At 54.3% G+C, this 16,375-nt stretch carries 27 protein-coding genes; 7 read left to right on the forward strand and 20 right to left on the reverse strand.

All coding sequences use genetic code 11. The features are described 5' to 3' along the window. Window positions 1-167 precede the first annotated feature (167 nt). The 8 genes from ACOI2T_RS23075 to ACOI2T_RS23110 all read right to left on the reverse strand — a co-directional run bounded on the left by ACOI2T_RS23075 (window position 168) and on the right by ACOI2T_RS23110 (window position 3,705). Window positions 168-449, reverse strand: coding sequence for a hypothetical protein (locus ACOI2T_RS23075; protein WP_409506475.1), 282 nt, complete (start codon window positions 447-449; stop codon window positions 168-170). Between the two features lie 44 nt (window positions 450-493). Then, a complete protein-coding gene (locus ACOI2T_RS23080; RefSeq protein WP_409506476.1) occupies window positions 494-919 on the reverse strand; it encodes a hypothetical protein in 426 nt (141 codons plus the stop codon). Window positions 920-1,148: 229 nt separating this feature from the next. After that, the gene (locus tag ACOI2T_RS23085) at window positions 1,149-1,466 is read right to left on the reverse strand and encodes a hypothetical protein (RefSeq protein ID WP_409506477.1); all 318 of its coding nucleotides are present in this window, start codon (window positions 1,464-1,466) and stop codon (window positions 1,149-1,151) included. A gap of 115 nt (window positions 1,467-1,581) precedes the next feature. Further along, window positions 1,582-1,866, reverse strand: coding sequence for a hypothetical protein (locus ACOI2T_RS23090; protein WP_409506478.1), 285 nt, complete (start codon window positions 1,864-1,866; stop codon window positions 1,582-1,584). Beyond that, window positions 1,863-2,117, reverse strand: coding sequence for a hypothetical protein (locus ACOI2T_RS23095; protein WP_409506479.1), 255 nt, complete (start codon window positions 2,115-2,117; stop codon window positions 1,863-1,865). Before ACOI2T_RS23095 ends, ACOI2T_RS23090 begins: the two co-directional genes overlap by 4 nt. Window positions 2,118-2,629: 512 nt before the next feature. Further along, complete coding sequence (locus ACOI2T_RS23100) at window positions 2,630-2,944, reverse strand: hypothetical protein (RefSeq protein ID WP_409506480.1); 315 nt, start codon at window positions 2,942-2,944, stop codon at window positions 2,630-2,632. 211 nt (window positions 2,945-3,155) lie between these two features. Next, window positions 3,156-3,503, reverse strand: a complete 348-nt coding sequence (locus ACOI2T_RS23105; RefSeq protein WP_409506481.1) for an HNH endonuclease signature motif containing protein — start codon at window positions 3,501-3,503, stop codon at window positions 3,156-3,158. Further along, window positions 3,496-3,705, reverse strand: a complete 210-nt coding sequence (locus tag ACOI2T_RS23110) for a hypothetical protein (RefSeq protein ID WP_409506482.1) — start codon at window positions 3,703-3,705, stop codon at window positions 3,496-3,498. Before ACOI2T_RS23110 ends, ACOI2T_RS23105 begins: the two co-directional genes overlap by 8 nt. Window positions 3,706-4,019: 314 nt before the next feature. On the opposite strand from ACOI2T_RS23110, the gene ACOI2T_RS23115 reads away from it, so the two are divergent. After that, window positions 4,020-5,339, forward strand: coding sequence for an IS256 family transposase (locus tag ACOI2T_RS23115; protein ID WP_064961518.1), 1,320 nt, complete (start codon window positions 4,020-4,022; stop codon window positions 5,337-5,339). A gap of 62 nt (window positions 5,340-5,401) precedes the next feature. Here the strand turns inward: ACOI2T_RS23115 and ACOI2T_RS23120 are convergent, their stop codons facing one another. The 3 genes from ACOI2T_RS23120 to ACOI2T_RS23130 all read right to left on the reverse strand — a co-directional run bounded on the left by ACOI2T_RS23120 (window position 5,402) and on the right by ACOI2T_RS23130 (window position 7,344). Then, window positions 5,402-6,160, reverse strand: coding sequence for an ArdC-like ssDNA-binding domain-containing protein (locus ACOI2T_RS23120; RefSeq protein ID WP_409506483.1), 759 nt, complete (start codon window positions 6,158-6,160; stop codon window positions 5,402-5,404). Window positions 6,161-6,223: 63 nt separating this feature from the next. After that, entirely contained in the window at window positions 6,224-6,694 is a 471-nt protein-coding gene (locus ACOI2T_RS23125; RefSeq protein WP_409506484.1) for a YopX family phage-derived protein, read from the reverse strand. Window positions 6,695-6,783: 89 nt separating this feature from the next. Next, the gene (locus ACOI2T_RS23130) at window positions 6,784-7,344 is read right to left on the reverse strand and encodes a hypothetical protein (RefSeq protein WP_409506485.1); all 561 of its coding nucleotides are present in this window, start codon (window positions 7,342-7,344) and stop codon (window positions 6,784-6,786) included. Between the two features lie 93 nt (window positions 7,345-7,437). On the opposite strand from ACOI2T_RS23130, the gene ACOI2T_RS23135 reads away from it, so the two are divergent. Then, a complete protein-coding gene (locus ACOI2T_RS23135; protein WP_409506486.1) occupies window positions 7,438-7,704 on the forward strand; it encodes a hypothetical protein in 267 nt (88 codons plus the stop codon). Here the strand turns inward: ACOI2T_RS23135 and ACOI2T_RS23140 are convergent, their stop codons facing one another. The 9 genes from ACOI2T_RS23140 to ACOI2T_RS23180 all read right to left on the reverse strand — a co-directional run bounded on the left by ACOI2T_RS23140 (window position 7,705) and on the right by ACOI2T_RS23180 (window position 13,288). Beyond that, window positions 7,705-7,956: a hypothetical protein gene (locus ACOI2T_RS23140; RefSeq protein ID WP_409506487.1), complete on the reverse strand. Its 252-nt coding sequence runs from the start codon at window positions 7,954-7,956 to the stop codon at window positions 7,705-7,707. Continuing rightward, a complete protein-coding gene (locus ACOI2T_RS23145) occupies window positions 7,953-8,558 on the reverse strand; it encodes a GIY-YIG nuclease family protein (RefSeq protein ID WP_409506488.1) in 606 nt (201 codons plus the stop codon). The genes ACOI2T_RS23140 and ACOI2T_RS23145 overlap by 4 nt, the downstream gene beginning before the upstream one ends. A gap of 4 nt (window positions 8,559-8,562) precedes the next feature. Beyond that, window positions 8,563-8,922: a hypothetical protein gene (locus ACOI2T_RS23150; protein ID WP_409506489.1), complete on the reverse strand. Its 360-nt coding sequence runs from the start codon at window positions 8,920-8,922 to the stop codon at window positions 8,563-8,565. Window positions 8,923-9,260: 338 nt separating this feature from the next. Next, a complete protein-coding gene (locus ACOI2T_RS23155; protein WP_421874417.1) occupies window positions 9,261-9,677 on the reverse strand; it encodes a PH domain-containing protein in 417 nt (138 codons plus the stop codon). Window positions 9,678-10,175: 498 nt separating this feature from the next. After that, on the reverse strand, window positions 10,176-10,838 hold the full coding sequence (locus ACOI2T_RS23160) for a Mom family adenine methylcarbamoylation protein (protein WP_409506491.1): 663 nt from the start codon (window positions 10,836-10,838) through the stop codon (window positions 10,176-10,178). A 12-nt stretch (window positions 10,839-10,850) separates the two neighbouring features. Beyond that, entirely contained in the window at window positions 10,851-11,036 is a 186-nt protein-coding gene (locus tag ACOI2T_RS23165) for a hypothetical protein (RefSeq protein ID WP_409506492.1), read from the reverse strand. Window positions 11,037-11,717: 681 nt separating this feature from the next. Then, window positions 11,718-11,969, reverse strand: a complete 252-nt coding sequence (locus ACOI2T_RS23170; RefSeq protein ID WP_409506493.1) for a hypothetical protein — start codon at window positions 11,967-11,969, stop codon at window positions 11,718-11,720. Window positions 11,970-12,153: 184 nt separating this feature from the next. Continuing rightward, window positions 12,154-12,453, reverse strand: coding sequence for a hypothetical protein (locus tag ACOI2T_RS23175; RefSeq protein ID WP_409506494.1), 300 nt, complete (start codon window positions 12,451-12,453; stop codon window positions 12,154-12,156). A 109-nt stretch (window positions 12,454-12,562) separates the two neighbouring features. Then, the gene (locus ACOI2T_RS23180; RefSeq protein WP_409506495.1) at window positions 12,563-13,288 is read right to left on the reverse strand and encodes a replication-relaxation family protein; all 726 of its coding nucleotides are present in this window, start codon (window positions 13,286-13,288) and stop codon (window positions 12,563-12,565) included. Window positions 13,289-14,160: 872 nt separating this feature from the next. On the opposite strand from ACOI2T_RS23180, the gene ACOI2T_RS23185 reads away from it, so the two are divergent. Genes ACOI2T_RS23185 through ACOI2T_RS23205 form a run of 5 tightly spaced genes read left to right on the forward strand, consistent with a single transcriptional unit; the run spans window position 14,161 to window position 16,326 of the window. Beyond that, window positions 14,161-15,141 (forward strand): hypothetical protein, encoded by a 981-nt coding sequence (locus ACOI2T_RS23185; RefSeq protein WP_421874421.1) that lies wholly within the window; start codon window positions 14,161-14,163, stop codon window positions 15,139-15,141. Beyond that, a complete protein-coding gene (locus ACOI2T_RS23190; protein WP_421874424.1) occupies window positions 15,120-15,362 on the forward strand; it encodes a hypothetical protein in 243 nt (80 codons plus the stop codon). The genes ACOI2T_RS23185 and ACOI2T_RS23190 overlap by 22 nt, the downstream gene beginning before the upstream one ends. A gap of 11 nt (window positions 15,363-15,373) precedes the next feature. After that, a complete protein-coding gene (locus ACOI2T_RS23195; RefSeq protein WP_409506540.1) occupies window positions 15,374-15,871 on the forward strand; it encodes a hypothetical protein in 498 nt (165 codons plus the stop codon). Between the two features lie 12 nt (window positions 15,872-15,883). After that, window positions 15,884-16,126 carry a KGG domain-containing protein gene (locus ACOI2T_RS23200; RefSeq protein ID WP_421877380.1) on the forward strand — a complete coding sequence of 81 codons (243 nt, stop codon included), beginning with the start codon at window positions 15,884-15,886 and terminating at the stop codon, window positions 16,124-16,126. Beyond that, a complete protein-coding gene (locus tag ACOI2T_RS23205; RefSeq protein WP_409506542.1) occupies window positions 16,090-16,326 on the forward strand; it encodes a hypothetical protein in 237 nt (78 codons plus the stop codon). Before ACOI2T_RS23200 ends, ACOI2T_RS23205 begins: the two co-directional genes overlap by 37 nt. Window positions 16,327-16,375: the final 49 nt, after the last annotated feature.

The following is a 16,375-nucleotide window of genomic DNA, read 5'->3' on the forward strand; positions in this document are numbered from 1 at the left end:
CTAGCCTGCTTCATTACCTCCGCTTCGATCATTGATCATTCCGCCTATGGCGTGCCTACATCTAACACAAGCCATCATGTGATCCGCGATGACCTGAATGTCATGCTCGGTGAGATACGGGTCTTTGAATGTTTCGACGTAGAACTGGCACTCTTCGTTACTCACCATTAGGCTTCAGGCTCTCGCAAAGCAAGAGTAGGAGTTGCGGTCGTTGGGATAAATACCTGTACGTTCATGCCGTCGTCAGTCTCGCCAAGTATCAAGTCTATAGAAACGTCATCTGACGAGATAGCCGTATTCGTAATTGAGAACGTCAAGTCCTCTGCGCCCTCATCGCCCATGACATTCAATGTCATTGGTGCCTCGTCCCTGATCGCATCCGCAAGGCGCTGTCGAATCTCTGCCCGATCCGTGTTGACGAGGAATCCCTCAAAATGCCGGCTCTCCATGGAAGGAAGACTAGCAGTGTACGACACCGCAGGGACGCGGAATATTAGTTCTCGCTTCTAGTGAGTATTCCGTTCTTGAATAGTTCGATGGCAAGCTTGCAGGCGGCGTCTTCGGGAGTGTTTGCCCATGCGCCGCTGTTGGGGAATGGATCACCTACAACGAAATAGCCACAAAACCATGAGCTTCCTTCCCGGAAGGTAATGGTGAGGTCTCCGATGTCATCATCCGACTTCGGCAGCTTCCTCAGTAGACAGCCAAGGTCATAAGCTTGGGTACGTTTACCCCCGCCGCCACTACCAGTTTCTTCGATCTCCATTTGCGTATAAATCCGTGGCTCGTGATAGAAGTCGCCCCGGCCGTCAGGGTTATCATCGTAATCATGCTCTTCATACCAGTAGAGGCCAGTATCATCCCACCCACTCAGCTCATACAGCTCCTGGCATAGGTCTTTTGAGGCTGTATGGGTCATAGCAAGCCCCTCCAGCCTGTTCTCGGCCTAAAGCCGTGGGTGCCGTGTTTTTGAGACAAACGACGTCCCTCATTCCAAACCAAGCGATTAGTAGCCAGCCATAGTGCCCGGTGTAACCCGAACCAGCTACTTTTGCTAGGCTTGAAATCATCTAGCCCACTATTATTGAATAGTTCATGTAATGGTTTGTAGACATACGCTTGTCGCCTGCTAATTTTCGGTTGTTCACTCATACACTCTCGTCCTCCTTACGTTCTATTAGTTGCTGGAGCCACTGGTCGAATGTCACGTATGAGAATAGTGGGGGTTTCATTGCTTCTTGCCACTGCCGATACATGTAGTATGCAACCTCCGCACATTGCTGAGTATTGAGTGTTATTTCATGCATGTCATCCAGCGTAGGTAACGCACTGGGATCAACTTGTACTCCATCTTGTACCTCAACTTGTACTTCGTCTGGTGTAGGTGGTGTGGTCACTTCTTGCCTCCAAGTATCTTCATCAAATGCAAAATAGCGCTGGGATGATAGTGTTTCTGTTTCGGACATTCAGCCGTGCCCTCGTTTATATCGCATTCCGAATAGTTCTTTGGCGGGTCGCCTTCACCAAACCACTCACGATTAGCGGCAATATCTTCTGGGTATACAAGCGGTGGTATGTGCGTCATTTCCTCCCTCCTATTAGTTGTTTGAGGGCTATAGTTAAGTCATCGAGATACCAGCAGATATTTCCCGCATCGTCTTCAAACTGTCCAGTCTGGTTTTCCTGTACCCTCTCAAGCACTAGCTGCTCTATGGTGGCGAGGGGTTGGCTTACAGCAGCCTGAAGTGGACGATGGATGTAGGCTCTTGCTCCGTCGGCCATGGCCTCAAGTTCCTTCTCTTTCGCCGCCATACCGTCGATATATACCTTGGTCAGCACTTCTTCAATTGTGTTCGGTCTGGTCATGTCATATTCCTTTCTCGTTGCTTAGCACGAAGCCGGTTACGGGTAAAACGGTCGTGATCAACACCTGTTAGGTTCTCAAGCCGTTGCTCGTCTTCACCTATCACCATATCTGCATGGGCTTGCTTTTGGGATTGAATAAGCATGACCACCGCATCTGTGTAGTCCGACTCGTCCATCTGATGCGCGTCACGCTCTCGGCGAAGTTGTGTAACCGCATCTCGCAGCTCTTCCTCATTGAGTAGCTTGGTCATATCCCAACCTCAATTACGTCATTACCTGATCTCTCGTCCATCACTCACTCCCTTTCTGCTTATAGCTAAAGTTTAATTGCGCAACATCTCCATGTATGGCTAATGCCCACTGGTCATACATCCACGCCGCTTCGTCCATGTCAGTGAACACACCGACGTTAAAGACCCGACCCTTAATGCAAACCTGCACTCTCCAACGAGGTACTTTTGCCGGTATTGGTGAGACACCTCGATAACCGGTCGTATTTCGTGTAGAAAGGCGCCTATTAATGGCTTGCGTAGTAATATCGGCCCAAACAACATTCCCTGGCTCATAGCCAAGGTTGGGGTCCAAACGTTCTATGGTGTGGCCATCCGATGGTCGGTTTCCTACATCGCGTATGAAGTTCTTAAACTGCCGCCATTCGTCACAGACAGTGATGCCCCTACCTCCGTAGTATCTATAGCTGTCGTGATTCGGGTTAGTACACCGCTGAATCATGCTCGCCCAGCACAGGTATCCTGGTGTGGCGTTAACTCCCATCGCTGTGCCTCTCTATGACAGCGTCGATGTAGCGGGTAGGTACGGCTAAAGCATCGTTATCTGGCCCAAAAGTCCACTGCTGTTCTTTCAGCTCCTCCAACACACTCACGATGTGGGCGTTGATAGCGGCTTCAGTCTCCATTTGATTATTTAGCCTAATGTCATTGGCTGCTTCGGCTACTTCATAACCATTCATATGCTGCTTGTCTGCCGCAGGTATAAGCTTTAGTGCATATCGCTGCACGTAACTATGGTTTTGCAGTATCTCCCGTACCGTCTGTCCTGATCCTTGTTCGTCTTTCACGATTCCTCCTCTCGTTCACTAATCCCCTTCTCCACCGCGAGCAATCCGAGCTTCCGACGACACCCCTCCACCATTCGTTCGTGGAACTCCAGGTCCGCCCACAGCTGGCTCCGCATGGCGGGTGTCATTTCGTCATGTGACGGTTCGACTGGGCGCAGATGGTCGATGCGGCGACGGGTTCGAATGTCGATTACGGGTGCGAGGTGTTCGGTCATGCCACTGCTCCCGCCAGCGCCCGATGCACCTCCCTGGTGTGGGCGTCGTGGCACGGTCGGCATAGCGCCCGCCAGTTGCTTGTGTCCATCAGGTTCTTCAGGCTCGGATCATCCCGCAGCATCACCTTGTGATCGACCGTCAGATCGTCTGTGGTGCCGCAGAATTCGCAGCGCTTGCCGATGATCCACTTACGGCGTCTTGTCCAGTACTGGGTCGGATAGACACGCGAGCGGCCTATGCGCGCCGCGCGGCTTGCCCGTTGGCGGCGGCGTCGACAGGTGTTGCAGCTCGTATGGACGTAGCCGTTCTTGTCGACACGGGAAGGGTTGCCGCACTTACACATCGCCGCACTCCTGTTCTGGCAGTGCGACATTCACCCCCGGTATCTGCGGCTTGTTCCCTGAATCTTCCCAACGCGCAAGACTGGCCAGGCGCTCGTAGTCGTCATCATCGAGTTCATCTTGCGGGACGGCGCGTGGGACAGGGTTGCCCTTCTTGTTGCACCAGTAGCGGCGATAGAGGGCGTCTTTTTCGTCTTGGGTCATGATTCATCCCCCAAGCTCAGATTCTCGCGAACCCAACGCAATAGCTCATCGAGTGATTTGAACTGTTTCTTCGCACTGACTTCTGTCGTATCACCGTTGATAAGAGTCGTGTACTCAAAGTTGACCGACCAGGACGGCAATCGCGGGTATTCACTTTGAAAGTGGATATGAAGTCTTGTGAGCAATGATCAGAACCTGTGGATGAGCCTCGGTGAGGGGGCGTGAAAGTGGGCGCACCTTCCCGAGGATGATCTGAATATCCGAAGGTCCGATCATGAGCCGGCGTTGGCGCGCTGGTTCGGGAAGGTACGCCCATGCTCACCGTAGTTCACGATGCCATCGAGGCCAACGAAAGCACTGGCGGTGCTGGTCGGTCGTTGTTGGACGAGATCGTCCGCGACGGCGCCCGTCAGATGCTGGCCGCCGCGTTGAAGGCTGAGGTCGCCGCCTACGTGGCCCAGTTCGCCGATCAGCTCGATGAGAAGGGGCATCGGCTGGTGGTCCGCAACGGCTATCACCAGGCCCGCGAGGTGCTGACGGCAGCCGGGGCAGTTGAGGTGAAAGCACCGCGAGTCAACGACAAACGCGTCGACCCCGACACCGGTGAGCGGAAACGGTTTTCCTCGGCGATCCTGCCGGCCTGGGCACGCAAGTCACCGCAGATGAGCGAAGTGCTGCCGCTGCTGTACCTGCACGGGCTGTCCACCAGCGACTTCACCCCCGCTCTGGAGCAGTTCCTGGGCTCGGGTGCCGGGCTCTCGGCCACCACGATCACCCGGCTGACCAGCCAGTGGCAGGACGAGGCCCGCGCGTTCGCCGCCCGGGACCTGTCGGGCACCGATTACGTCTACCTGTGGGTCGACGGCATCCACCTCAAGGTCCGCCTGGACCAGGAAAAGCTGTGTCTGCTGGTGATGCTCGGCGTGCGCGCGGACGGCCGCAAAGAGCTCGTGGCGATCACCGACGGCTACCGGGAATCGACCGAGTCGTGGGCTGATCTGCTGCGCGACTGTAAACGACGCGGCATGACCGCACCCGTGCTCGCCGTCGGCGATGGCGCACTCGGCTTCTGGAAAGCGGTACGCGAGGTGTTCCCGGCCACCAAAGAACAGCGGTGCTGGTTTCATAAGCAAGCCAATGTGCTTGCCGCCCTGCCGAAATCAGCGCACGCGTCGGCGTTGTCGGCGCTCAAGGAGATCTACAACGCCGAGGATATCGACAAGGCCCAGGTCGCGGTCAAGGCCTTCACGGTCGACTTCGGGGCCAAGTACCCCAAGGCGGTCGCCAAGATCACCGACGATCTGGACACCCTACTGGAGTTCTACCACTATCCCGCCGAGCACTGGATCCACCTACGCACGACAAATCCGATCGAAAGCACCTTTGCCACAGTACGTTTGAGAACCAAGGTCACCAAGGGGCCGGGATCACGTGCGGCTGGTCTGGCCATGGCCTACAAGCTCATCGACGCCGCCGCGGCCCGCTGGCGTGCCGTCAACGCACCACACCTGGTCGCCCTGGTCCGCGCCGGCGCGGTCTTCCACAAGGGCAAACTGCTCGAACGCCCCACCGAAATCACCCCACCGACACCGCCCTCAGACGGCGATCAGCAAGCCGGAACGGAGGTCGCCTGAAACACGCCGATCCACAGGTATTGACAATTCCTCAAGTCTTGTTACAGATAGACGTTTATGTTTCATGCCACTGCCCCCTCGGCGTCACCTGCCTCCTGGGGCGCATATCCGGCTCTACGAATCAGGTCAACGAGCTTGAACACCTTGCGAATCGAGCTGTCCGGTGGGGTCTCACCGCCAAGCCAGTTCTGGATGTACGCACGGCTCTCGCTCGCGTCCATCTGATCTTCTTCACCGATCTCATGCAGTCCGAGATATGCAGTTGCCTCGGCCTCGAACTCCATCGAGCCGCGGTGCTTCAGATACTCCGCGTGATCACCCTCGGTGTGTCCTGCCTCGATATGAGCGACCTCATGCCACAGCGTCTTGAGCGGGTACTTCGCGACCGGATTCACCGCGACGTTCCGGTCATAGGAGAAGCCGGCCTTGTTGCCGTCTATCTCGTCGAAGGCGACCAGGTTGATACCCAACGCACCGAGCGCTCGTTCCTTGGACCATTCACGCGGTTCTACTTCCGGCAGGTCTTCACCCTCGGTCATGGAGTACGGGAACGCGCCTTTGACTGGCTTGAATCTGGTGTAGGTCAATGGCTTTCCGTCGTCATCAACCTCGGTCTTTGACTTCACGGTTATAGGACGCAGGATGTAGTACGCACGGGCGCCCTTGATGACCTGGCGACCAAGCTTCTGCCAACCCTTGTACGACGCTATGGGCTCTCTCGCGCCCTGCATTCGCAACCAGAGCTGGTTTCCGTAGCTGTAAGTCCAAAATCGCTCGTAGGTATCAGTAAGCCGCCCAGGAGCAGTGAGGGCTTCTTGCATAAGTTCCGTCATTGACGGCGGCTCAGGAACCTCGGCTGGTGGTCGGTTATAGCGACCGACCATCTAGGCAGCCCCCGTGTCACCGCCTAGGAGGTCGGGGTGATCGTAGATGTTGCCGATGACCTCTACGCGTACATCGTCATTCGCCCACAGCCGTTTCTTTGGCCGCCATGTTCCGAGACACATATCTCCACTGAACTCAAGGAATCTATGGAGAAAACAACAATCATCCGTATCCCATACGACATTGCCTCGACCAAAGACATGGCCATCGAGCCACGCGAGCGACAAGATGTCGCCTTCGTATATCTCCACACCGTTCTTGTCTTTGAGGCCGGTGTGCTGGCCCAAAGCATCCGTATCAACCTCATGCGCGACACCATCCTGAACGATGCAATGACGACCAACACCGGAGTCGAAGTACTGGCTGCTCTCGTTAGCGTGGAACTCATCGGTGATCGGTGTCTTCACGTAGTGGCCGACGGCCCATCCACGTCCATCCGTGCGCTTAGCCCTGAACTTTATTTCTCGCATATGTGGTTGTTATCCTTATTTAATTATCTAATTCAATTATGCACAAACAAACCTATTAATTCAATAGTGAAATGCGAGGTTGTGGATAACTAAACCGTCTTCTCGGTCAACATCTCTGGTTCAGCTTCCGGCAGTGCCTTCGTCGTCGAGCGCAGCGCTTTGAACTCGCGCTTGTACCGCAGCGACTTGCCCTGTTCGATTCGCCGCAGACCATCCATCGTGTACTCCAGATCCCGGTTCAGATCGGCAAGTGTCGTCTTCACGATCTCAGGGATGTAGCCATGGAGTACTCGATCATCGGTCGGAATGATGTGGTTATCAATCGCCTCTTCCGCGGCGATCACTCGGTCGCGGAGTACGAGCAACTGATCACGCGTCGGGACGACCAGCTCTTTACTCAACCGCTCAAAGCCGTCTTTTGCGGCGGCCAGCTGATCCATCATGGTGTCGCTTGGCCACTGGCTCTTCGCCAATGCCTCTTCGCCTGGCTTCGTGTTGTGGTACAGCGCCTCGCAATACTGCTTCAGGAACTTCCGGCGATCTCGTTGCAGATTACGTACGGGCTCACGGTGCGAGCGCCAGAGGTTATAGAGACCCAGGCCGAAACCCAGGACGCCAGTGACAGTGCCGATCAGCGTGTAGACCCACATGTCTAAACGCTAGCCGAGCGCCCCGACAGGCAAACGTTCTCAGCCGTGCGTTATCCCGGCTCTCTGTCCCCGCCACCAGGCATACTCATCGCCATGTTCTGGTTCGTGCTGTCGGTGATCGGCTTCGTGCTGTTCCTGGTGCTGTCCATCCTCGCCACCACTGCCCCACCACCTAAGACGACCAATCCAGCGGACTACAGCGTCTGGGATCATTTGTCCGGCGAGGCGGTACGGAAGATGGAGGCTGAAGGCGACGCAGAACGCACCGACCAAATGATGAAGTTCTATCTGTGGCTGATCACCGTGGGGTTGTTGGTCGCGTCTATCGCCGCCGGCGTCTACGTCTTTGGGGACGGGTGATCAACCGCGACCGAGCCGCTTCTTACTCGGGTATTTATCAGCGATGCGCTGCCGTGAGATAGCCGCAGCCTTATCCCAGGCCTTGCGGACTCCTATGGTGACACCCTCTTCAAGCGCCTGGCGTTCTGCTTCGCGTCGGTCCTTCATCCATTGGGGTTCGAAGGATTCGTCGGCGAAGAGGGCTTCGGTTGACTGTTTGGCGGGGTCGGGTTGTTGTTCATCGGTGATGCCTGCTTGAAATTTGTTACTCATAGATTTTCCCGATACCACTTCCCCAGACGTTCCTGGTAGTGCGCCTCCACATCATTCCGCCGCTCAACAAACTTCTGTGATCGCTCGACTCTAATCAATTTCGCTTCATAGGCTTTGATTACCTGTGCTTCAACAACTTGACACATGCCGCCGCCACGGACATTGCCGATACCGTATTTTGACATGTACTCAATGGTTAGGTCGTCTTCTGCGATTGCGGCAGTAGATACCGAGCATTCGCCGATCTCTCGAGTCTCCAGAATCCGCAATGGCTTATGTAACTTCGTCCACTTCGCGGCCCTCTTGCCACCTGAGACGTGTTGATTAAATCGTTTCGTCGCATCCTTGGATGATGTCTGACCTACATAGTACTTGCCGTCTTCGAGCTCCAGGACGTATAGCAAGCGCTGCTTCAAAACCGGATCGGCGCGCACCACCCGCTTTCCCGGTTGTGGACGTGAAGAAACTTGTATTGCGAGCCGGTTTTTAGATCGATCTCGATTCTTCTTCGCTCGATTCTTGCGTATCGCTCGACCACTACTAGTTCTCCGCTTGCCGTTGAGACGAGAGACAACATCACCAGCGACTCCAAGAATCGGCATCGTTCTACTCCGCGTGACCAGCTAACCATCCAAAGTAACGGGCCGGATTTCTACCCCGCGATGCTTGTTCGACCCAGCCGGCCACCGTCGCCTCACTGTTCCGATAAGTGATCGATGTGTACCAGGGAAGCCACTCAGCCTTCGCGCCAAGTTTCTCCATCGCCAATACCGCGCGCTTAGCCGCCGCGATCAGCTTCTTTACCATCTTCAACGTGCGGTCCCAGCATTTGACGCTCGTCACCTTGGCGTACCAGTGAGACGGCTTGTCTTTGGACTGGGCCAGCTCTGCGATCTTCAACAGAACCTCGTCACCGTACTCACGCTGTAGCTTCCTGTGGCGCGGCAGAAACGCCTTGTTGTCCACAAGTGCCTCTATCTCACCTGGAAGCTCACCAGAGGCTCTAGAAGCGGTTTGACGCCTGCTCTGTTGTAGTTGATGGGCGCGGTTTACTAAGTCGCTAGCCATAAAAGAATCCCTCCGCTATTGCGAAGGGATGCCGATACAATTTCCTACATTTACTGTAACAAAAAAGCACCACTAATGCAATAGCACATAAGTTTTGACATTTCGCCGTTCGATGCTTTGGAAATTGTATCGACGGCAGTGTTCCTAATTAATCACACATCGAGCTTAATTGCAACGCCTGCTTCTATAGAAGAAGCTGTTTATAAACCTCTTCTTCTATAGAACCGAGCAGCTATCTAATCCGCCGCATCTGCCAAACTAGCGATCCACTCACGTACCCGGTCGACATTACCGATGTAGTTCAGGGCCAAGTTAGGTTCCGCGCTCGCGGTCTGCACAAGGATCGTCCCGACACCGAACAAACTCTTCAATATCCCGTGAGACGAAACCGTCACCTCCTCCACGTTCTCCCATTCCACTTCAGACTGGACCGACCAAAACAGACTCTTATACCGCACGACACGCAGTCCGCTTGCCGTGATAGTCAGAGACGCGGCCCAATACAGATAGATGGACACAAGCAACACAACGCCCGTGATAACCGCGATAAGCCCGGCGAGTTGGGCCAGGATGATCTTAGTGCTGGGATCAACATCCGTGACACTCAGACCGTAGAAGACAACCACGTTCACAATGAACCAGGCGATCACCATGGCGATGATTCCAAGGATGGAGCGTCTGATCGTGAAGGGTAACGGTGGCATCTGCTTTTAGAGTGCGCCAGGACGATTGGTAAGTCAATCCAGTATTTAATGCCACGAACCACGACTCTTAACATCCACCCCTGGCGTGGACCGAAAAAATATCTAACAAACCACAGTTCCACGATTTAACAATCCTTGCCAACCCTCCCCTTGTCCCGCATAATCGAAGTGTGTAACTGAAAAATCTAAGCAGATCGGCCACCAGTATTTCTCCCCGATTTACCGGTGGCCGTTTTGCGTAGTATCCAGTCCATACGTTTCGTGGTACAACTAAGACATAGCAGGCTACTCGCGCAGCCGCTCGCACATTCCATAAAATTCAAACCTCCCAAAACTCCACTCTCTGGATGACCTCGACTCGCATCAGGCCATCCCACTACACAAACACCGCTTCGCCGGATCACCGGCAACAAAACGCCCCGCTGTTTCGCTTCAGCGGGGCAATCTTTATGCAGCCATATCGCGGATGCTGTCTTCACTCACATACTGGTGTGCGCCTGGGGCCGGCGGCGGCAACTGCTGCCAATTCAGACGCGGCCAGGGACACAGCTTGATCAGATCCCGTCTTTGGCGCTTATCCCCTGTCACGGTCCAGTATTTGACCTTACTCACCCGGTATCTCTTCTCGACATATCCATTACGAAATGCGTCCCTGGTATGGGTATTTGGATCGGCGGGTATGTAGTCCGGTCGCGGCGTCTTGCGGTGCATATCGGTCCAGCCCGCATAGTAGAAATTCAGGGCACGATAGATGTACCCGAAATGAGGTCGGTCCTTGCCGTCGACAACTGGATCGGCGTACGACACGATGATGCGTGGTGGTAAGAGTTTGAGCGTGCGCGAGACAAACCAGGACTCGGTATTCTTGGCGAGCTTGTCGCTCAGCCACAGGCGGTTTAGTTCAAGCACGAGATCGGGATTAGATGGGCAAGCGCTCTTTTGCAGGTGCCTACTCGCAGGAACACCGTATGTAACGCATCCCATGATGATGCCGTTTTTGAATACCCCATAGGCAAAGCTGATCGGTGGGCGCCGGTGCAGATAGTGCGACTCGACCACTAGTTTGCTTGCCAGTTGCGACGGGATAGGCCGGATAACGAGATCATCCATACACCGCCCAGGTCATGCCTCAGAGGCAACGTTAATCGGGTCGAACGTAAACGAACCCTCTTCTTCATCAAGCAGCCAGTCGATGTATCGCTTGGCCTCATCAAGTGAGAAGCCTGATTCTTGATACTTACCATCGGCGTCGTAGATGGCGTAGTAGATGCCTTTTTCAAGAGTGATTGTGTGGTCGCGGTAGATCATATTCAATTATCCCCCTGTATTTTGTTACTGTGCGTGACCGTATACCGCTCCAACCGCAGCATTGAAATTGGCGCATCAATCTCGCGACTAACTCTGCGCGGTTCTCCCTTGTAGTGCCACACACGTCTTCCATTAATTCCCCAAAGAACTTTGTCGCGTTCGACGACTTCTCGGCTAGTTGTGTAGCCGTTACCGTCCGCCCACCTAATTTCAGCGGTTACGCGGTCGCCAGGATGTAGATCTTGTTCCGTGATTACTTGACTTTTTGTAGCTGTCATATCGGTTATCTCCTTATTCAGTTATTGATCAGTGCTATCCATAGCCCGAGTGTCGCCACCAGCGCTATGAAACCCTCATGATGGACTATGAGTCCCCTCTTCACCCTGGCGCGTTTTGTGGCGCGTCTGAAGCGGTTTGTACGGCGAAGCGGTCGCAGATCGACTATCTCGCCAGTCTCCGAGTCACGGTAGATGTACGGCATAGACGCGTATACCTACTGCGCGTTCGGCAGAGATTGAATTACTCTGTCAAGGTGTACGTCCAAGTGCGACGGTTTGATCCTTTCCCATTGCCACTTCGTGGCGTACTTCATCGGATGATTGTTCGTCAGGACGAAGTATCCGGTATGGACCATCTGATCTTTGTCCTGGGTATAGGTCTTGATGATGCTTGTTATTGATGTCATTGCGCGACTCCCCCATTATCTAGTTCGGCGATAGTTTTGCCAGCAGAAAGCCAATACGCTGTACGTTTTTTGGCCGCCACTCGGACTATTGCATCTATTCGCTTATGGCCGGAGGACTTAAAATTGTGAAACAACCATGCCTCTTCTACTGGGCGCTCTTCAAAGAACTTCTTTGCGGGGGCGTGATAATCGCCTCTAGTTGCAAGTGCGGTGTCAATATCCGCTATGAGTTTGTCTACATCTTCCATTCCGTGCTCCTTATTTAGTTGTTGATTGCGATTGACTGAGCCGTACAGTCACATGGCTACACAAGCATCGGCATCTGGTCAGTGATTACCTTGAGTCCTTTTAATGACCGGTGACTTGTCTTGTGTACCCGTGTGAATGTACGAGGCTAGGCAGTTTAACGACATGCCTGGGTCGCTTCCAAAACTAACGCGCAAGCGTAAAGACGTTATCCAGCTTCGCATCGGGAAGAAGTATAAAATCATCATCCCCGACCACAAACGTGTAGTCTGCCGCATAGAACATGTCCTGAACGTAGCCTTTGCGAGCTGCGAGTGTATGAGCATCGTCGTTCATAACGATGTTATAGCCGTCGTCGCCTTCCGCGAGGACTGAAACACGTGGGTGCAGATCCCAGCCAGTCTGACTACTTGAGTAACAACGTGCGAACAGTTGATTGATCTCACGTGCGACTAGATCGTACTGCGTTTTGTTGATTGTATCCATAGGTTTAAAGCCTTTCTATGAATTACTTTGTTAATATCTTTTTTATGCGCCAACTCATCTGTAAATTCAATAGCAAAATACTCGATTATCGTTGCCGAATAGTCAACAACTAATCGTTACGCTCGCGTCCCAGCATCTCGACAAAATCATCCAGCGTAAACACCACAAACAACCCGCGCGGAAGATCAGACACCTTGCGTATATACCGTTTAAGCGTCTTCACGCGGTCCTCACCACGTGCAACGAACACAACCCGATGCGGATCAGCCTGGTAATCGTCGGACTGATACGCGCCGATATAGCGGTGAATCTTGTCCTGAATCTGGCGTTCGTATTCGTTCGAACGGTCCACCTCAACCCATAGAGCTAGTGGCTCGCCACGGTTTATTGCATCGATCCGCAGGTCTATATCTGGGTGGACTTCATGCCCGCCCAAGCTGGCCCAGGCGTCGGACTCGACCGCCACATCTTCCACTTTGAGCGCGCCGGTGCGTTCCAAGCGCTTGATAGCGATGAACACCTCAACCACGAAGAGCGTGTGCATCAGTTTGTACTGGTCGCGAATCGGCTTGTACGGGGTGTTCCCATACATCGACTTCCAGGTCGTCTTGCCGATCTGGTAACAGCCGGTGGGACTGCCGCCTTTGGGATTATCAGGCATGTTGACATGAACGCGGGACAAAGCACCATTGGCCACCAGACGACGGAGCACTACCTTGCACGAGGTAGGCGACTTGAGGCCATGAAAGTACAGCTCCCTGATCTGCCCCGTAGTCATCGCCCCGAAGCTTGCAACACCCTCCAGGATCGATAGGTCTCGTTCCCATAGCTTCACCCCTCTAACGTACCGGTAAGCGCGCGGGCCGGCGGGCAGATTCCCCCAGGTCAGCGCTGTTCGGCCCATGCCCCCAACGGCGTGGTTCAGGCGTGGATTGGGCGGAGTTTGGACATACGACATCTTGAGGTCTATTAAATCGCAGAATGCTTATTAAGTCACTTTTCCACAGCTTTAGCAGTAATACAGACATTTCACTATTGAATTAACAGTATCGTTTGTGCATAATTAGTAGCAGATAGATCGACGGAGCGATTTGTGAGCTCGACAGTAAAACTGATTTATCGGTTACACATTTACAGTTCGTACAGCAGCACGTTGGACCTTCCATACTGGATTGATCGCCAGTAAGGGCAGGAATTAACCGATTCGGACGCTACCCCCGCCTCATGGTGACACAAAACGCTATGACGTACGGGCGCGGTGATGGAGATGGTGAGAGTTAGCGACTTGAGAGTATCCAGAACGCACATGAGGACAAGGAATTCATCAAGTGGGCAACCAGGGGATGGACAGGTAAGAGAAGGTCCGACCTGTTGCTGTACGAACCAAACCAACCTAATCGAAGTTAGACGGGGAGACTAGCGGCGGCATCAATGAAAGCACTATAGATATGGCAGGACGCCCAAAGTACACACCGAAGCAACTATTCAAGCGACGACGCGGCTACAACCGCAAGAGGATCGTTCTGAGCGTGCCTGAGGACTTCGACCTGGCCATCCAGCTCCACAGCGACTTCATCGCCCGTGAGCTAGGTAAGCGGTCAGTATCGCCTTCGGACGCCGTCCTGGACATTCTCAATCGCTCGCGGACAGTACAAAACCTGCTGCCAAAGGCACGGGCGATCATCAAATCTAAACAGGAACAAACGAGTGAAGCAGGAGGACAACCAACTACCGAAGGTTAGCGACGAGTCGATCGAGCGCTACAACGATGACGCTGGTACGTCGGCGATTGCCGTACGGTCCCTGGACGACATCAAGCGCCTCTCCACCATCTTCATCGGCTCGGGCATGTTCAAGGGTGACAAATCACTCGGCCAGGCCCAGCAGATCTACCAGGCGGGCGTGAAGATCATCGCTGGCGTTGAGTTCGGTATTCAACCGTTCGCCGCCATGCGCGGAATCAACATCATCAACGGTAACGCCGAGATGAGCGCAAACTTGATGGCTGCCAAGGTAAAGAAGCACCCGAAGTATGACTACCGCGTCAAGAAATGGGACCGTGATGGTTGCGTACTGGAGTTTCTAGAGATCAGCAGCGACGGCACCAAGGAAGTGCTCGGAGAATCATCCTTTGACTCCGAGGACGCCAAGATGGCAGGACTATCGACCGGTCGAAACGCTGAAACTTGGCGCAAATTCGCCCGCAACATGTACTTCGCGCGTGCCATGAGCAACGGCGTTCGTATATACACGCCAGACGTGTTCTACGGCGCTCCGGTGTACGTCGAGGGTGAGATTAGCGGTGAGTTTGATAAGAGCGAATCTGCACCGTCTGAGGCACGCCAGCAGACCGCTGACGCGGAAGTAGTCGATCCGGCGGAGACCGTCTACCGCGACATCGCTGCCGAAGAGGCAGAGATCGTCGAGAGAGCGAATGATCCTGAGTCATTAGACGAGGGCAGCTCAACGGTTGATGACGCTGACGACGTAGAAGCCAACATCCAGAAGAAGATCATCGAACTTGATCTGCCGATGGAACATAAACGGTCGCTGGTCCGCGTCGTCACAGGCAAGCCGTTCTTGAAGAATTGCACGCCTGAAGAGATGACCAAGGTAGCCGAAGCCATCGAGGAGATCGAGGCCGGCACTTTTGAGAAGCCCCAAGAGTGGCTGAAGACCGCGGCCTGATGGACGACTTAATTAACGCACACATGCGCCTCACCGAAGCAGACACCGAATACAACAATCTGCTCGACCAGGACCAGGAGCGTCCGTTCACCGAGGCCGACCGCAAGCACGCAAGAGCAATCGTCGCAGTTCTCAACGGAGACAGTGCACGAGTCCGACGCCTGCACTGGCATAAGGACGACTGTGGGTGCGGGATGTGCACCGCAGATAGAAGCAAATAACGCGCCACTCAGTGGCAGAGAGCAATGTGAGTAAGGAGAAACAACCATCTAAGTCCACCACTAAAGCAACCAAGCGCCCAGTAGGACGCCCAAAGAAGAGTGCCACCACTACCCCACCGAAGCGTGCGGCCAAGGCGCGAATCGTCACAGTGACAGACGAGGGTGTGAAGGTCACTGGCAAGATCAACAAGCCAATGCTCGATCTCGCGGCGGTGAACGATCGTCCGGTGGCGAAGGCCGACACCAAACCAACGATCGCCAAACCGGTTAAGTTCAAAAAGACGGTCATCGACCCGCGCCCTCTTCAAGAGGCATACAAAGAAGCCATCGCCGCTGCGAAGAAATACGAGGACGAGTACACCCGTCTGAAGATTGAGGTCGCATCGGTCAAGTCCGAGCTGGATAAGACGAAACGCACCGTTGCGAAGCTCAAGGAACTTATCGCTGAGTTACAGCCGACAGAGGTGAAGGCGGTTAGACGATCTGTATGGCCGTGGAGGAACCGCTAGATGTCCGGGACCATGGCCGGCGGTCGTAAGGCTGCGGCTACAAACAAGGCCAAAGACCCCGACTTCTACCGCCGCATCGGCGCTAAGGGTGGGCGTGCCCGCGGTATCACCAAAGGATTCGCTCTCATGGATCGTGAGGTTCATCGAGCAGCCAGTGCCAAAGGTGGCCGCATCAGTCGTCGTAAGCCAACCGACTCGAACGGGGGGGGACTCGATAAATGGGTAAGCGCATCGACAACAGGGAGTTCGTCGTGACGTATATGAACTCAAGCTCCCGCGATGAGGTCGCTAACGCACTAGGCATGAGCCCCGAGGCTGTCACTGTCAAGGCAGTCGCCCTGCGCAAGATTGGCGTCAAACTACCGAAGTTTGCGAGGAGCCAGACCGATCGCCAGTTAGAGGTCGCACAGTTGAATTCCATCATCAATAAAGAGATGAAGCGGAGGGGCGCTTGATGGAACGCCTCACTGAAGACGAGCTGGTGGCCTGGGAAGAGCGGCATGA

It is taken from the genome of Mycolicibacterium wolinskyi str. Jessa 2025 (assembly GCF_049241375.1).
Classification (GTDB): Bacteria; Actinomycetota; Actinomycetes; order Mycobacteriales; family Mycobacteriaceae; genus Mycobacterium; species Mycobacterium wolinskyi.

Excerpts from the sequence above, each read along its gene's own strand:
- ACOI2T_RS23075 (WP_409506475.1), bottom strand. The coding sequence starts at position 449 with ATGGAGAGCCGGCATTTTGAGGGATTCCTCGTCAACACGGATCGGGCA.
- ACOI2T_RS23080 (WP_409506476.1), bottom strand. The coding sequence starts at position 919 with ATGACCCATACAGCCTCAAAAGACCTATGCCAGGAGCTGTATGAGCTG.
- ACOI2T_RS23085 (WP_409506477.1), bottom strand. The coding sequence starts at position 1,466 with ATGTCCGAAACAGAAACACTATCATCCCAGCGCTATTTTGCATTTGAT.
- ACOI2T_RS23090 (WP_409506478.1), bottom strand. The coding sequence starts at position 1,866 with ATGACCAGACCGAACACAATTGAAGAAGTGCTGACCAAGGTATATATC.
- ACOI2T_RS23095 (WP_409506479.1), bottom strand. The coding sequence starts at position 2,117 with ATGACCAAGCTACTCAATGAGGAAGAGCTGCGAGATGCGGTTACACAA.
- ACOI2T_RS23105 (WP_409506481.1), bottom strand. The coding sequence starts at position 3,503 with ATGTGTAAGTGCGGCAACCCTTCCCGTGTCGACAAGAACGGCTACGTC.
- ACOI2T_RS23110 (WP_409506482.1), bottom strand. The coding sequence starts at position 3,705 with ATGACCCAAGACGAAAAAGACGCCCTCTATCGCCGCTACTGGTGCAAC.
- ACOI2T_RS23115 (WP_064961518.1), top strand. The coding sequence starts at position 4,020 with ATGCTCACCGTAGTTCACGATGCCATCGAGGCCAACGAAAGCACTGGC.
- ACOI2T_RS23120 (WP_409506483.1), bottom strand. The coding sequence starts at position 6,160 with ATGCAAGAAGCCCTCACTGCTCCTGGGCGGCTTACTGATACCTACGAG.
- ACOI2T_RS23125 (WP_409506484.1), bottom strand. The coding sequence starts at position 6,694 with ATGCGAGAAATAAAGTTCAGGGCTAAGCGCACGGATGGACGTGGATGG.
- ACOI2T_RS23130 (WP_409506485.1), bottom strand. The coding sequence starts at position 7,344 with ATGTGGGTCTACACGCTGATCGGCACTGTCACTGGCGTCCTGGGTTTC.
- ACOI2T_RS23135 (WP_409506486.1), top strand. The coding sequence starts at position 7,438 with ATGTTCTGGTTCGTGCTGTCGGTGATCGGCTTCGTGCTGTTCCTGGTG.
- ACOI2T_RS23140 (WP_409506487.1), bottom strand. The coding sequence starts at position 7,956 with ATGAGTAACAAATTTCAAGCAGGCATCACCGATGAACAACAACCCGAC.
- ACOI2T_RS23145 (WP_409506488.1), bottom strand. The coding sequence starts at position 8,558 with ATGCCGATTCTTGGAGTCGCTGGTGATGTTGTCTCTCGTCTCAACGGC.
- ACOI2T_RS23155 (WP_421874417.1), bottom strand. The coding sequence starts at position 9,677 with ATGGTGATCGCCTGGTTCATTGTGAACGTGGTTGTCTTCTACGGTCTG.
- ACOI2T_RS23160 (WP_409506491.1), bottom strand. The coding sequence starts at position 10,838 with ATGGATGATCTCGTTATCCGGCCTATCCCGTCGCAACTGGCAAGCAAA.
- ACOI2T_RS23165 (WP_409506492.1), bottom strand. The coding sequence starts at position 11,036 with ATGATCTACCGCGACCACACAATCACTCTTGAAAAAGGCATCTACTAC.
- ACOI2T_RS23170 (WP_409506493.1), bottom strand. The coding sequence starts at position 11,969 with ATGGAAGATGTAGACAAACTCATAGCGGATATTGACACCGCACTTGCA.
- ACOI2T_RS23175 (WP_409506494.1), bottom strand. The coding sequence starts at position 12,453 with ATGGATACAATCAACAAAACGCAGTACGATCTAGTCGCACGTGAGATC.
- ACOI2T_RS23200 (WP_421877380.1), top strand. The coding sequence starts at position 15,884 with ATGGCCGGCGGTCGTAAGGCTGCGGCTACAAACAAGGCCAAAGACCCC.
- ACOI2T_RS23205 (WP_409506542.1), top strand. The coding sequence starts at position 16,090 with ATGGGTAAGCGCATCGACAACAGGGAGTTCGTCGTGACGTATATGAAC.